This window comes from Flavobacterium sp. DG2-3, from assembly GCF_030730925.1.
In the GTDB taxonomy this organism is placed as follows: Bacteria; Bacteroidota; Bacteroidia; order Flavobacteriales; family Flavobacteriaceae; genus Flavobacterium.
On the sequence record NZ_JAVAMB010000002.1, the window covers coordinates 307,100 to 323,326 of the forward strand.

At 33.5% G+C, this 16,227-nt stretch carries 8 protein-coding genes; 2 read left to right on the plus strand and 6 right to left on the minus strand.

The window, feature by feature from the left end:
• Positions 1–17 precede the first annotated feature (17 nt).
• From Q9Q97_RS05350 to Q9Q97_RS05375, 6 genes are read right to left on the minus strand one after another with little or no spacing between them, the layout of a single operon-like run.
• Positions 18–1,121 (minus strand): MBL fold metallo-hydrolase, encoded by a 1,104-nt coding sequence (locus Q9Q97_RS05350; protein WP_306155346.1) that lies wholly within the window; start codon positions 1,119–1,121, stop codon positions 18–20.
• Entirely contained in the window at positions 1,108–5,814 is a 4,707-nt protein-coding gene (gene avs2, locus Q9Q97_RS05355; protein ID WP_306155348.1) for an AVAST type 2 anti-phage system protein Avs2, read from the minus strand. The genes Q9Q97_RS05350 and avs2 overlap by 14 nt, the downstream gene beginning before the upstream one ends.
• A 48-nt stretch (positions 5,815–5,862) precedes the next feature.
• Positions 5,863–6,969, minus strand: a complete 1,107-nt coding sequence (locus Q9Q97_RS05360) for an RES domain-containing protein (protein WP_306155350.1) — start codon at positions 6,967–6,969, stop codon at positions 5,863–5,865.
• Positions 6,970–6,974: 5 nt separating this feature from the next.
• A complete protein-coding gene (locus Q9Q97_RS05365; RefSeq protein ID WP_306155352.1) occupies positions 6,975–10,214 on the minus strand; it encodes an NB-ARC domain-containing protein in 3,240 nt (1,079 codons plus the stop codon).
• Positions 10,215–10,217: 3 nt separating this feature from the next.
• Positions 10,218–10,655, minus strand: coding sequence for a hypothetical protein (locus tag Q9Q97_RS05370; RefSeq protein ID WP_306155354.1), 438 nt, complete (start codon positions 10,653–10,655; stop codon positions 10,218–10,220).
• A gap of 2 nt (positions 10,656–10,657) precedes the next feature.
• Complete coding sequence (locus tag Q9Q97_RS05375) at positions 10,658–11,680, minus strand: hypothetical protein (protein WP_306155355.1); 1,023 nt, start codon at positions 11,678–11,680, stop codon at positions 10,658–10,660.
• A gap of 301 nt (positions 11,681–11,981) precedes the next feature.
• On the opposite strand from Q9Q97_RS05375, the gene dinB reads away from it, so the two are divergent.
• Both dinB and Q9Q97_RS05385 read left to right on the plus strand, forming a co-directional pair.
• Complete coding sequence (gene dinB, locus Q9Q97_RS05380; RefSeq protein ID WP_306155357.1) at positions 11,982–13,166, plus strand: DNA polymerase IV; 1,185 nt, start codon at positions 11,982–11,984, stop codon at positions 13,164–13,166.
• A complete protein-coding gene (locus Q9Q97_RS05385; RefSeq protein ID WP_306155359.1) occupies positions 13,167–16,223 on the plus strand; it encodes a DNA polymerase III subunit alpha in 3,057 nt (1,018 codons plus the stop codon).
• The last annotated feature ends 4 nt before the right edge of the window (positions 16,224–16,227 follow it).

The window sequence follows — 16,227 nt, forward strand, 5'->3', positions numbered from 1 at the left end:
TGACATTAGGAAAATAATTATTTTAGGTCAAATTCGTAATATTTTCCCTCCGATAGATAGTGTATTTCGAATTGCCATTTTTTAAAAATATCATTTCCATCAATGGTAAAAATGCTGCGTAATATTTTATTATCATATGTGAAATAAAATTTATAGAATGATCCTTTTAACCTGTTTTTATTTCTTATTATCCTCGCCATTGATTCTTTTGTAGGCAAATAATCTTTATTTATTCCATTGACACTCATTAAATAGTTCTCGCAATCAATAAGATCATAAAGTTCATTAGAGTTATTTGCTTTGCTTCCATGATGTGTTACTTTTACCCAATCACATTTAATTTTATTTTTTTTCGAATAGCCCATAGCTGTTAGACTTTTTACAATATCCGAAGGATGTGAATCCGCAAGCCATAAAATTCTCTTTCCTTTAAATATAGTTAAGACACTTATACTACTTCCATTTTCTACAGATGTATCTTCAGACCAGACATCTAAATTAAAGTCTTCTAACTTAATATTGTAATCAAATGCTTTCGATCTTTTGGCTTCACTAATTTCGTTTGATTCATTTTTTTGAAATGGAACCGTTGGTAAACGATACTTCTCCCGAAGATTATTAATTTTTCCAACTGATGGTGAAAGTACTTGAAATTCCAAACCAAAAATAGTAGAAAGAGTAATTCCAGATATTATATCAAAGTTTTTTAACTTTCCAATTTGATTCAAATAATCATAGAGTTGATCTCCTTGTCCAATACTTTTTACTTCGCTGATTTTTTTTTCTTCAGTAACGACTTTTAAAGAAGGATATATTCGAGGGGGATTGTAATACCATTCTTTGACAATATCACTAAACTCTCCTCTTTTAATTGTAGTAAGATATTTTATAACTCCTCCAATATGATCATCATGGATATGAGAAATGAGCCATATATCAATGATTTCATTATTAGCTATAAGTTTTTCAATCTCTTCTGAGAGGATATGATTAAATGTTCTCTCGTATCCAGAATCAATAAAAATATTATGATTTTGGTTGTCATCTCCTTTATAACTGATTCGCGAAGCATCTCCGCATTCCGCTTGGTAAAAAAATATTTTCATATTAGTCTCTTTCATGCATAATCATTTCTCCTAAAATATTATCGTTTTCTAGATAGAAAACTCCACAAGGAACTCCAAAATCATATTTATGGCCTCCTAAATCTGAAATTTTTTCTCCTAATATAGTCCAGATTATTTCTAGATTATGTTTAGTAAGGAACTCAACCAATTTATCTTTCCGAACCAAAACTCCTTTAGGATTGATATTTGTAACAACAAGATCTCCCGTGGAATCAATAAAATCCCCATCATTGGATGCATACCGTAGCCCCAATCCTTCAAATAAAGTCTGACTGGGAATATTATAATTGGAATTTGCGTTCGATTTATCATCCTCTATATGCCCTTTTGCTGAAGTTGTAGCTACAATCAATTTATAATTTGTATCTCTAATAGAATTCCATTTCGATTCCTTTCCCTCATCCAAGTAAGCTGGTGACCAAAATTTTTCGCGATTAATTAAACGACTGAAAGAGTCATGATTTTCAGGCATCCAACGACCAAAAAAGTTTTTGTCCGATAAATAAGCAGTTATTTTCTTCTTGTCTTTCTTTTGTACTAAATAGCCTTGAATCATAAACCAAAGTCTCTTATTGGGGGCTAAATATTTGTCTTCTCCAAGACTCTTTGGCTGTCTCCATTCAATAAAATGTTCTAAATGAACCCACTCAACGCCATTCGCTTCTTTTTTAACAATAACATCTTTGGCAGTTGGGAGATCCTCTAGCTGAAGCGCCCACTGAGAAGAGGGCACGTTCCAGTGCATGTAATTTGGCTCATCCCACCATTTCCTTTCATTCAAAATAAAACCAAGTTCATCATCAGCTTCATCTTCGGGAATATTTTGGGTAGTAAAAGCAGGATCTATATTGCGCAGGTAAAGTTGCCAAGCTCCCTTATAGTAATTAGCTTTACGGGAATTCCTTCCTTTCTCCATTTCAAAATTATCTGCTACAATCGAAAGAATTTCATAATAAGCAATCCATTGATATTTTTTTCCAATTCTTTCTACATAATTATTAAGATGATTATTATATCTACTTGTGCTGGAGTCAAACTCCCCATGCCAATCTTTTTTATATCCCAGTTTAAATGCCCGTTCAACAATCCAATATTTTATTGGTTTTGTTGTAAATAATAGCCTGTTCTTGTGCTCGATATTAACTTTGATGCGGATATATGGTATTCCTATTGTTTCTATCCATTTTCTTTGTTGGGGATTAAAAGATTTAAGGAATCTATCTTGCGAACTTTCATATTTCTTAATTTGTTCTTCAATTTTTTCAGCGCTTTCATAAATTGCCATCAAAAGATGTTTCTCATGCCTATATATAAATATTAATTCAACATTTTGCGAAATGATTTTAAAAAGTTTTTTTTCAAGTTTATTAAGTGATTTATAAAATTCTTTTATTTCTTCATCCATACCTTTTTTTAAGGGTGAAAAGTAATGCAGAGAGGGATCTACAATCTTGTATCCAAAATCTCCATCTACCACTGAATGATGGATTTGATTAAATTCATGCTTGTTGGGAATTTTTTCAGTTTTCTTACTGTATTCAATCCTATATTTAGTCATATCTTTTTCTGTTGGAAAAAGCGGAACTTCACTCCTATAGGGAGGACATATAAGGGTACTATCAAACTTTACATTTGCTTTTTTATAAATAGCATATTCGCAAATGTTTCTTGCATAATCGCGAAGCAATATGTTTTTTGGGGGATTACCATTTTTAAAAATAGAGTTGTATGTATATTTTGCAATTATTGAAATGGATTCTTTTTTTGTTGTACGAAGAATACAACCATATGCAACAGCATACAATCTTTCAAATATATACATATCATTTGTTCTTCTAAAAGCCTTTAGTGTAGAAACCAATGCCTCCGGTTGATTTTCCAAAAGATTCACCATTGCTTTGGTTGTTCTGTCTCGCAAAGTTCTGTTTGTACTTGCCAAAAACCAGGATAAACTTTGGGCTGTAAGCCGGGTCGTTTCATAATCCAAACTAGAGGAAATATCTTTAGTCCATGCCCAATCTATAAGTCGCTTTATCGGATAGGCACTACCATAATCATCATAACCTCCAAAGCCTAAAAGGTAATTTTGCCAAAAGCTATCACGTTCCGCCATTGTGTATTTCTTTAATCCAAAATGTAAACGGTCACTATTTAAGGGATGGCCGGAAACAGCACTTAATTCTAAGAGCTTACAAATCCAATCATCATTTTCTACTAAGAAATCTTCACTAGATAGCCACTGATTTAATTTTTCAGAGTCAATACTGTCAATTGATCTCCAGGTAAGACTTTTAAGAAAATAGTTGCTTATCTCATTCGATTTTTCCCTGTATAAATCATGTGATTTTTCTTTTTTAATCACCCAATCAAGTACTTCGTAAATTTCAAGACTAAACTTTTCAGGTAATAGTACGGATATGGCTTCAATAATTCCGTCGTTATAGTAATCATCCAAAAGACTGGCAAGAGCCCCTTCTTTTCCAAATGCTAAAAGAATTTCTTCCTTTGATGTATATAGTTTCAACAAATCTTCAGCAATATAAAAATCACCAAATCTTTCATAAGCAAAATAAATACTCTCGTAATCTTCGCCGTCGTCATAATTATATGACATGTTTTTGACAAATACATTTTCTTGAATTAAATCATGTAATAGATTGGGGAATTTTGGAAATTCATCATCAAAAAGCTGTACCGCTTCGTCCAGAGTTAGTAGTCTTTTCTCTTTCTCAAAACAAAAAGAAGCTACTTTATTAATTGCCTCTCGTACAAGTGTTCTACGATTGGAATACTCAGTTTTAATTAATAATTTGTTGTTTAAAGCCCTAATGTAAAGGTCAAAAACTTTCTTTATTCCATGAAAACCCAAGGGAAAAGCCTTATCCAATGAATCTTTTACACCTATACAGACCAATTGAAGAAATAATGGGTTGGTAAATTCTGGAGCTAATATGGGGAAAGTAGGTTGTCTAAGACCGAAGAAATTGCAAAATAACCTTAGAGCAGCATATTCATTACCCCTGAAACCCTCGTGAGTTATAAAAGTTATTTGCTCATTTTTGATTAGACTTTCAGGAATTACAGATTTAAAGTAAGTGGAGCGTATAGTCACTACCAATCCAATAAAGGGATATTGAGAAATTTCCTTTATAAATCCAGCAAGACCATCTTTCCATAATTCAGATGTCTTACTTTCGTTTATAGCATCAATAAGAATCAAAACGCGGGAATTTATCTGATCTCCTATATCATTTAAGCTTGTCAAAAACTCGGCAAAAGTGCATTTAAGATCAAGTTGTTCAAGGATATTAGATGAAATACTTTTTGTGCTGCTAAAAAGCTGGCCAAGGAGTAAAAGAGTTGGGACATCTTTTTTTAATTTTTCTGTTGCAATATCTCCCAAGACATGCGACTTACCACAGCCAGCTTCGCCTTTTATAATAAGAAAAGGATTGGTAGCCAATTTTATATCTATATCATCTTCCAGTCGTCCTAAAAATTCTCTATTATGTTTTACAATTTCCCATAATCTTTCAATTTCCGAATCATACGGTGGGCGGTATGAATAATCTTTTTTTATATGCTTCAGTTCTTCTTCTTTTAGCCTTCTAAGTTTATATAGATCACCAATTTTATTATTAACTAATTCATTAAAAGTATTAACTTCTAAGAAAATCCAGTCCGGATCAAAAGGCTCATTGGCTCTAAAAGAAATATTAGACAGCCATTGTTTTACAGTCTCGCGCAGTTCCTCAAGTTTGATTTCGAATTCACCTACATGCTCGTTTTCAGAAAGAGTACGATAGCTTTTTTCAGTCAGCCAATCGTCAAATATTTTAAAGGTTCTAGATTTGAATGCGATGTCTTTCGATAGATTATCAAATTTCAATGCTATTGGTAATCTGAAATTTAGCCTTTCATTAAATCGAGGCCCGAGATTTACAATAGCCAATTCTGTTTTTTGGCGAAAAAATGCCGGTGTCATTCCTTGTTCTCCTAAATAAGAAAAGCCTATAGGAGACAAATAACAGCCATCAAGGAGCTCATTAATGGTATCTAAATATTGGCAATAAATTACCTTTCCAACGTCTTCAGGTCTGAAACGTGTAAAAAGACCAAAAAGGTACACCTCGTTATTGGCTTCTAAGAAAATGCCACTACCTGAAAAACCTTCAGTTGCCCATGAATTATAATCTTCATTAAGTTGTAATTGAAATTTATGAACTTCTGTCATTTCTTGTTTCCAGGTCGGAAAGATTACATCCAATTCTTTACCTTGGGTTGCGTTTGGGAATCCTTTAGTAATGAAATTGTTAAAAGACAATCTTTCTCTGACACAAAATATTTTAGGTATTTCCCCTATTAGAGTTTCAAGTTCAGCCTTATTAATCAAAAGTACCGCAACATCTTTATTTGTATCCTTAAAAACCAATCTTGGATCGATTATTTTAGTCATTGAGTAATACAAGTCGTCTTTGGGATTATAAAAATCAATATTAATTTCTTCTAAAGGGGTTTGAAAACCCTCACCATCTTGAAACAAACAATGTGCAGCAGTTAAAATATATACAGATTCCTTTAATTGTTCATTGTAGTATATAATTCCTGAACCTATACAATTCTTAGTTTCTTTATCAGTAATTCTTATTGTTAAATTAGATATGATCTTATCGTCTGTATTTTTCATTCTTTATAATCTTTTAATCTTTACTCTTTTAATTAATGATAAGAATTACTATAGATCATGAATTTCAAGTCCATTTAAACCGTGTTCCAAAATCCCAAATAGTGTTTGAGAGTAATATTGGGAAGTACCCTCAATAAGTGCCAATTCGCTAACATTTTGATTAACATCCGTTCTTATACTTGCCTGATGATTAAAGCGATCGTTATATGTTGCAAATTGCCTTAATTGCATTGGAAGTACATCAGTTCCTTTAAACAGTGTTTTTAAATGACCACAATAACCACTATCCAAATTAAAAGTTTTGACTGGCAAAACTACATTATGAAATGCTCCGATATGTTTTACTTTATTTAAGTCAATATGGGTTGACGAATACATAATACCGTCAAGGTTTTCAGAAACCCATTGCAGTAAAAGTTGTGGTATGATATATTCTGGTTTAAATGTGTCTTCTGAATTTTTAACTTTAATTGAACAGCAAGCCACTAATGGCCAAGTTAAGACCTTATATAAAGAAGTATTTGCATCTGTCCTTAGCTTATTATTTTCTAAATTGCTATTATATATATCTGTGGTTAGATCTAGTAATCGTAAATCACGCTGATTAACTAATCTAATAGCTTGAATCGAATCTACATTTGGCCTGCGCATTTCTTCCCAAGCGACATATATAGAATTTGCAGTGTAAAGTGATGGTAGCCCAGGAATACTAAATCTTTGTGATTTTACTATTCCACGTTTCTCAAATGGAATATGAAATAATTCGTCTTTGCTCAGTGGATAATTTCCATTGGCAGTTCTAATACGGTAAAGGTTATTTCCTGACTGCAGTCTTGAATTCTTATCAAGATATTCGGTTATATTTATTGCTTTCATTGTATTCCTGAAAGTTATATAAGCATGGGCCGGTTTACCTTTATAAAAATTATCAATTGTCTTAAGAAGCCCTTTAATTAGAACTCCAATCTTTTTTTTATACTCGCTTACATCAAGATAATTCAGATCCGGATCCGGATATGATGATATCATTTCTGATTTATCTACTAAAGTTTTAAAATCGGTTAATTTTGAAGCGATTGCATTTCGAAAACCTTCATTGTTATAATGTATTGGTACGTTGGTGATAGGATCATTTAATAAGGATAATAATTCCATAATAATTAAATTTTACTTTTTTGCAGTTGAACTAACCCTGGAATTTTACTTAAGTCCACAAAGAAATTTTCATTCTTGCGGTTTTTATCTTCTAAATCGGTATATCCCAGAAGACCTGCAATGGTTTGAACTGAAGGTTTACGCTTAGTAACATTATCTCTAATTTTACTGTGATAAAAGTGCTCTCTTAAACCTATAACAGCATTAACATAGAAATACATCGAACCTTTACCATCAGGATTTTTTGACAGGTTACAATATGTATCAAATTCAGGACTTATCATAATCATTTCAAATATAGAATAATCTGCTTTTCCCATATGAACAGACTGTGAATGCTCAGTGAAAATTTTATCTTTTGGTGGAATTTCATTTTTTAAGGCTTCTTCTATTTCTGGACTATGTAATAATAGAAAGATTACACACTTTTTTTCTTTCATATCATCCTCAGTAATGATTAAATCTGGTCTTTCGTGTAAGAGTAACAATAAAGATAAAGCAAGTTTTTTAGTAATAAGCTCATCTTCAAGGGTTTTAATTTCTAAATTAATCTTACCATTTATACTTACTAATATTAGAAATTCTTCGTCAATGGTTCTGCATGACAAAAAAGGGAGACATTTCTCAAGAAGAGAGAAGATAGGATCTAAATCCTCATGTGATAATAAGTCTTCAGATTGTTCGATTGCTAATCCTAGTATACTATACGAATATTTAGCTTTAAAACCGTTATCAATAATGATATTTAGGAATTCTTTAAAAAGTAACTTGCCCTCTTCCTTATTTTGCTTTTTACAAAATTCAACAAAAGATAAAAATTGCTGAATTATATTTGTTTGAACATCTGAATTAGAAAAATATTTTTTAAATAAAATTCTAAAATTCTCTACAACAGATTCATCTGAAGAATCATTGCATATAATCTCTTCAATATCATCAAAATCTTCATCAACAAATGCATTTTCGATTAATTTTGTAGTCAAAATATTGGCTTCATTATTTGCTCTGGTAGATTTATACAGAGTTATGGCTTTAGCTATATTACTTCTGTAATTTTGGTTGTATTGTTCCATTTTTGCATAATAATTAGCACAATCTTCATACGCCTGAGCCGCCTTCGTATTCTCTCCAAGTAATTCTAATATTTCTGCCTTTTCATTTAATGCATTAGCTATGCCATAATAATAATTTACTACGGAACATGCGGTAAAAGATTTTTCAGCATATTCAAGGCCAGCTTCTAAATTTCCATCCGCTGCTTCAACACTCGCCAAAATCCAATATATCCGGCCTTCATCTTTTTTTATATTATACTCAACAGTGTAAACTAATGCTTCCTTGTAAATTGCTTTAGCTCCCTCAATATTTTTCTCATCCCTTAAAATATTACCGAAATTAATTAAATTCAAAATTGCTCTGTCTTTCATCTCATATTTTTGACAAAGTTCTATTGCTCTCTTACAATATTTTTTTGCACTTTCAAATTCCTTCTTTTTTCGATAAATTGACGTTAGTGCATTTAAAACGATTACTTCAATGGAAAATTCAGTATCGTCATCTTTAATAATTTCCAATAGTTGCAAACCATATTTCTCTGCATCGTCATGATACAGATCATCATGAGCGAGGCTTGAAACTAAATTAGCTAAACTGCCGATCATTCCTCTTCGGTCTCCAAGATCTTCAAAAATTTCAAAAGCTTCCTTACTAGCTATAGCAGCTTTCGTAGTTTCGGACATATCTACATAAATTTTCGCCAGAGTAACTAATAATGGTGCTTTTACTTCTTTATTTTCTTCTTTTAAATCAGAAAAAATTTTATCAGCCATTTCTGTTGCTTCCGAAATATTTCCCTGTTCAACTAAATCAGCTGCTTTAAATATCAATGCTGCAGCAAGCATCTTTTTATTTTTTACCTTTTCAAGATAAAAAATTGAATAATCTAATTCCGTACGTGATTCTTTCTTATTTCCAAGCAGATGATTTGCATGACTTAAATGATAATATAAATATCCTTTTTCAATATTTTTCCGAACCTTACTAAGTGTTCTTTTTATAACTTTTACTGCAAAAGGAAGTTCTCCCCAATCTAGTAATCTTGGAAAAACATCAAATAAATATTTATCCACTTTTTCGGGAGCTATATCAATTAAGAGATAAGTTGCTTGTATTATTTCATTCTTGGATAAAAAGTAATCGCCAAGTTTTATCAAATAATGTTCAAGTAGTCCTTTATCTTTTATCTTATCTAAAATAAACTCTTTAAAGGTAGGATGAAAAATATGCAATAAGCCATTTACATTATTGACCAATGTAGATAAATTTTCAATTACTTTAGAAAACTCCAACGGTGATGCAAACGAAAGAGCTTCTGATAATTGAATAGTATTTATACTAAAATGAGAAGCTGAAATTAGTATTAAGATTTCTTGCTCAGATGTATTTAATTTGCTCCAAATTGCTTCTTGAAAAGCTATTAAACTTTTAGGCAATGAAGTGATTTCAAAATTAGTTAAGTAGAAGAGATATAAAGGATTACCTTTTGATGTTTTTCGAATTTTATTGAATTCTAAAGCACCAACTATCTTACCATGAGAATTCAAAAAAGTTTTTATTTCCGAATCGGTAAAAGCTTCGCACTCATAAGTTGCTATACCCGTTTGTGAAAAAAAATTTTTGTTTCGGGTTGCATACAAAAATTTATTATTGAATTTTTCGAGAGGTATAATTTTCGTTACAGTATCTGGAAGCTGCTCACAATCATCAATGATTATCGTAGCGCTCGTTTTTTGCAGACTACTTTGAAGCCATTCAACGGCTTGATCAACATCAACCACTTCAAGCAACTCCTCACCGTTTAGTTGGCGAATTTTGTTTAACAAATAAGAAAAGATACTTATGGGAGATTTATCTTTAACAGAAATATAGATAACCTTTTCAAGGTCTTTTGCAAACTGATACAATATGGTTGTCTTTCCCATACCAGGCTCTCCGTAAAAGATCAATTGATTATGTTCTTCTAAAACATTTTGAATTTTTGAAACTTTGTCTTTTCTTTCAATAAGTTTTTTTTTTGATAGTCCTTCGGACAATGCTTCAAAAAAAGGTGTGGAATATAATTCCTGAAGCTTCTCCTGTTTTTGCTTATTGAGAAGTTCAAGCATTTCAGGAGAATTATTTATATGCAAGCCTCCCGCTACATTATAGATAGTATGCGCGCGCTGTGAGGGTATATCAAATTTCATAAATTATTTCTGGTTTGGTTTATAATGTCCAGAAATATTTATGATATTTTTTTTGGCGTTTTGAACTCCAATATTAAAGCCATTGGTATTACTAAATTCAATTTTGGACACCTGTGTTAGGACAGATTCATTTTCTTTGATCCATCCTTTAATCTCTGTAAACATTTCCTCATTATATTTTTCTCCTGTTACTGATTCAAATACATCTTCAATATCTCTTTCTGGTTTTAAAGTATTTACTGATTCTTGGCTGCATATAGTTTCTAAATAGGTATCAATCTCCGTGTCATTTTTAAAGAATTTCCTAATTCTTTCTTTTAAGGACGAAAAATCAATTGTGTTTTTTAAAACATCATAGGTAGCACTGGCTATAACTTTAGTTGCGATATCAGCCTTATAAGCCAATACAAAAGCACTCACGGCTGAAAAAATTGTAAACATAGTTAGGGTTTGTTAAAATATTGTGTTAGTTCGTTTTTATCATTTTGGATTTGTTGAATTATTCTCTCTTCTGTATAAAAATCATCATCAGGATAATAGCTGTCAAATGATTCAAACGTAAATAAAAGATAATCTAAAATACGATTTGGATATCCCTGACCCGTAAAATCAGAGGAAAGATCAACGTTTTGTTTTAGCCTTTCAAATATTGTCAAATTACAAATAGCCTGAACTATTTGATCTTTTTCATATTCTTTCTCTAATTTTTCTATAATAATTTCCAGCCATTTATTTTGCAATCTGTTTAATGTTAAAGGAAGATATGACTTCATTTCCAAAAGTCTTCGCTTACCAAGTTCTTGTACTAAGTGTTCTGTGGGTTTTGGCCTGGGCTTTTTTACTAAATCAGATTGTTTTTTTACTGCATGATATACCGCCGCCATATTGTCTTCGGAAATATTGTTCTCTTCATAAAAATTAAATTCTGTTTTGAAAAAATGTTTTTCACCTTTTTTGATTATTTTTTCACCCTTAGCAATAACATATCCAATACATAAATTGTCTATATTATTTATATTATTTTTAAAGTCCAGATAACTTTTACTCAAAGTTGGAATTTCCTTGAATTGGGTAAATAACATAGCAACCGGAGAAACTTTTTCTTTATGACTCTTTGGAACCATTCTATCAATAAATCTTTTCCTATCTGGGGAAATTCCTAATGTATAACCTCCTTCATCTGTTTCAATAAAATCCATAGCGACAGCATTTCCATCTCCATTTGATTTATCAATCCAGTTTAATAATATCTTAAAAAAATCTTCAGCGGGTTTTTCATTTTCAAATATAAATGAAAGCGACTCTGGTTTGATTAAATCCTCTTTATCCTTTGAAAATTCATAACATAATCCAATGCATTTCCCAGCTAAGAATAATTTTGAAAATTCTGGATCACCAACTAGCATTAGATGAGGTTTTAATCCGTAATCAAATCCAATTTTTGAAAAATCCAATTTATTCATCATTATTACATTTTCGATTATTAACAAATATAAACAATATTAAGATTACAATTTTTCAAATTTAAAAATCTTAAGATATGAAAAGACAAGTATAAATACCCATTTTATAAAATTCCTCTATAAATTAAAGCCTTTAAATTTTAGTGCCGTAAATTCTGAATAAAGCATCAATATTGCTTTTTTCATCCACGACACAAATACTAAAAAATAAGAGGTTTAAAAAATTGTTGCTATTTATAACATATTAACACATTAAAAATGTTATTATCTGTACTAATTTTGATCTATATAAATGATATAGATAATGAACCGGGCAATTGTACATATCGATATGAACACGTTTTTCGTTTCCTGCGAAAGACTAACAAATTCTGAATTAAATGGAATCCCCCTCATCATTGGAGGTGGCGATAGAGGTGTTGTAGCATCATGTTCTTATGAAGCACGCCACTTTGGGGTGCGTTCAGCAATGCCGATTCACATGGCAATGAAACTTTGCCCGCAGGCTAAAATTATGAAAGGTGATATGGAATTATACTCCAGGCTTTCCCATGACATCACAGAAATAATTCAGGAAAAAGCACCTGTTGTGGAAAAAGCCAGTATTGATGAATTCTACCTTGACATCACAGGTATGGATAAATTTCATGGCAGTTATAAGTGGACAAATGAGCTTGCTCAGACCATTATAAAAGAAACTGGTCTGCCCTTGACATTTGCCCTATCCATCAACAAGACAGTTTCTAAAATTGGTACAGGCGAAGGCAAACAAAAACAGAACCTGGAGATACCTCAACATTTAGTTCAGTCTTTTCTGAATCCCTTGTCTGTTCAGAAAATACCCATGGTCGGAGATAAAACTTTTCAGCTTCTCTCACGTATAGGCATTCGCACTATTGAAACTCTTTCTAAGATGCCCTGCGAAGTTCTTCAGCAGATGATAGGGAAAAATGGTTCTGAGCTGTGGAAGAAAGCCAATGGAATAGATAACAATCCCGTTGAGCCATATACAGAAAGAAAGTCAATATCTACTGAACATACTTTTACCCAAGATACCATCGATATTCCAAAACTCAAAAGGATTATTTTAGGTATGGTAGAAAAACTGGCTTTTCAATTGCGCTCGGAAGAATGGCTGACCTCTACAGTAACCATCAAAATACGTTATGCAAATTTTGATACTGAAACAAAACAATGCCGGGTTCAATATACCTCAGCTGATCATATCCTTTCGAAAACTGTTACAGATTTATTTGAAAAACTATACCAACGCCGTATGCGGCTTCGCCTAATTGGAGTAAGATTCAGCGGACTGGTGCGAGGGACTTACCAGATAGACCTTTTTCAGGACACTGAGGAAATGCTGGCTCTTTATCAGGCTATGGATCGTATGAAAAGCCGTTACGGCTTTGATGCAGTAATGCGATGCGCTGGGGCATCGTTCAAACCCAATACTAAAAGTGAAATTTTAAAACGTAAATCAGATTAAATGTATCTCAACTGTCATTCTTTTCATTCTCTTCGCTACGGAACTATTCCACTCGAAGAGTTGATCTCGCAGGCCTCAGCTTGCGGTGTCACTGCAATGGCACTGACTGATATTAATACCGTAACAGGGATTTATGATTTCATAAAAGGATGTGAAGCTTTTGGAATTAAGCCTATTGTCGGAATGGAATTCCGCTCGGAACATAAACTGCGTTTTATAGGACTGGCAAAAAGCGCATCAGGTCTTGCAGAAATGAACCGTTTCTTGACCAAACATAATTTTGACAATACTGTTCTACCTGAATCTGCACCGGAATTTGAGGATGTATTTGTTATTTATCCTTTGGAGAATGCACCTCTTCTTTTAAGGGGAAATGAATACATCGGCATTCGTCCGGAACAGCTCCAGAAACTGGTTCTGTCTGATTGGAAAAACAGGCAGGAAAAAATGGTAATCCTCCAGCCTGTTACCTTCCGTACAAGAACCGAATACAACCTGCACAGGATACTTCGTGCTATTGACATGAACCTAATACTCTCCAAGCTGACTCCTGAAGATTACTGCCTGGAAACAGAAATAATGCGGCCTTTGGAATACCTCATTTCCTTTTATGCCGAGTATCCTCTGATTATTTCAAATACCGAAAAAATTATTGCTGAATGTCATTTTGAATTTGATTTTAAAACCCCAAAGAATAAGAAGTTTTACACTAACAGTAAAAAAGATGATATTATGCTGCTGACAACTCTGGCTCAGCAGGGATTGGAGTGGCGTTATGGCAAAAATAATGCAGAGGCTAAATCACGGATGTTCAAAGAACTCAAAGTAATTGACCAGCTGGAGTTCAGTGGTTATTTTTTGATTACATGGGATATCATAAGGTTCAGTAATTCTCAGGGATTTCTTCATATAGGTCGCGGAAGCGGGGCCAATAGCATCATTGCTTATTGTCTGGGCATAACCGATATCTGTCCCTTGGAACTTGATCTGTACTTTGAGCGGTTCTTAAACCTGAATCGTAAAAGTCCGCCCGATTTTGACATCGATTGGAGCTGGAAGGAACGTGATACTATTCTTGAATATATATTTTCTCGTTACGGCTATGATCACGTAGCATTCTGCGGTACAAATGTTGAATTTAAATACCGTTCTATTTTTCGTGAGGTTGGCAAAGTTTTCGGGCTTCCAAAAGAAGAACTTGATTCCCTTGCCAAAAATCCTATGGAACTGCATGCCTCCAATAAAGTGGTTCGACAAGTACAGCAGTATGGAATGCTTTTAGAGAAATATCCTAATCAGCGCAGTATGCACTCCTGCGGTATACTCATTTCCGAAGAGCCTATCACCAATTACACACCGCTGGAAATGCCCCCAAAAGGCTTTCCAATTGTTCTTTTTGATATGCATATAGCTGAAGATATTGGGCTTGAAAAATTTGATATCCTTAGCCAGCGTGGGATCGGGCATATTGATGACAGTGTAAAGCTTATTGAAAAAAACCGTGGCATACGCCTTAACATCCGTGATACTTCCATTTCAAAGAATGAAGCCAAGTGCAATGAGTTTCTTGGAATAGGAAAGACTATAGGCTGTTTTTACATTGAGAGCCCTGCCATGCGTGGACTGCTTCGCCGTTTGAATTGTGATAATTACAAAACTTTAGTAGCTGCCTCCTCTATCATACGTCCCGGTGTGGCGCAGTCTGGTATGATGAAAGAGTATATCTTCCGCCATAACCATCCAGACAAGTTTGAGTATTTCCACCCTGTCTTTCAGGAGCAGTTGGGCGAGACTTACGGTATTATGGTATATCAGGAAGACGTTATCAAAATTGCACTTCATTATGGCGGGCTACCAGCAGTTGATGGAGATATCCTGCGCCGTGCCATGTCAGGGAAAGGGCGTTCTAAAGCAGCACTGCAGAAAGTAAAGGATAATTTCTTTCTTTCTTGTGTACAACAGGGGCATCCGCTAAAGCTAAGTGAGGAAATATACCGCCAGATAGAATCTTTTGCTGGTTATTCTTTCTGCAAGGCACACTCGGCATCTTATGCAGTGGAGAGTTATCAGAGTCTTTATCTGAAGGTTTATTATCCTGTGGAGTTTATGGTGGCTGTCATCAATAATCAGGGAGGATTCTATCGCACAGAAGTATATGTCCATGAAGCAAAAATGTCAGGAGCTGCAATTCACAATCCGTGTGTAAACAAAAGTGAATTTGAAACCACACTTTACGGCACAGATGTCTATCTGGGCTTCATGCACCTTCAGAGCCTCGAATCCAAAATCGCTCTTCTCATACAGCAGGAACGTGAAAAAAACGGATCATACAAATCACTTGAAGATTTTATTAACCGCATTCCTATTGGCATCGAAGGAATACAGATCCTTATTTTCATCGGCGCATTCCGTTTCACAGGAAAATCAAAAAATCAGTTGCTTGTAATTGCTCGGCTTATTTTAGTCAACTTTAAGCCTGAGAACCGAAACCTGATGCTCATTCAGGAACCTGTAAAGGAATATGAGCTTCCAAAACTGGAACGTTCTGAATTTGAAGATGCCTTTGATGAAATAGAACTCTTAAGTTTCCCTGTATCTTGCTCCCCTTTTGATTTATTGCAGACAAAATTCAGAGGTGATGTAATGGCAAAAGATTTATTGATGTATCATAAGAAAACTGTCCGCATGCTGGCGTATCTTATCTCGCGCAAGCACGTCCCTACAAAGATGGGCGCTATGTATTTTGGGACCTGGATTGATGCTGATGGAGAATTTTTCGATACAGCTCATTTTACAGGTAGTCTGAAAGAATATCCTTTTCAGGGAGGGGGTTGTTATCTGCTGCTTGGAAATGTTGAGGTAGATTATCATTTTCCGACAATTACGGTCACCAAAATGGCTAAAATGCCCTTTATCCCTGATCCGAGATACAAGCATGAGAACGATTTGAAATATAAAATGCATCAGAAACTAAAAGAAGATGTCAGTATGACTCATCGTGCTCCTTATCCGCAGGAACATGAAATTAATATTCCGAGAAATAAAATGAAAATGTAATGTT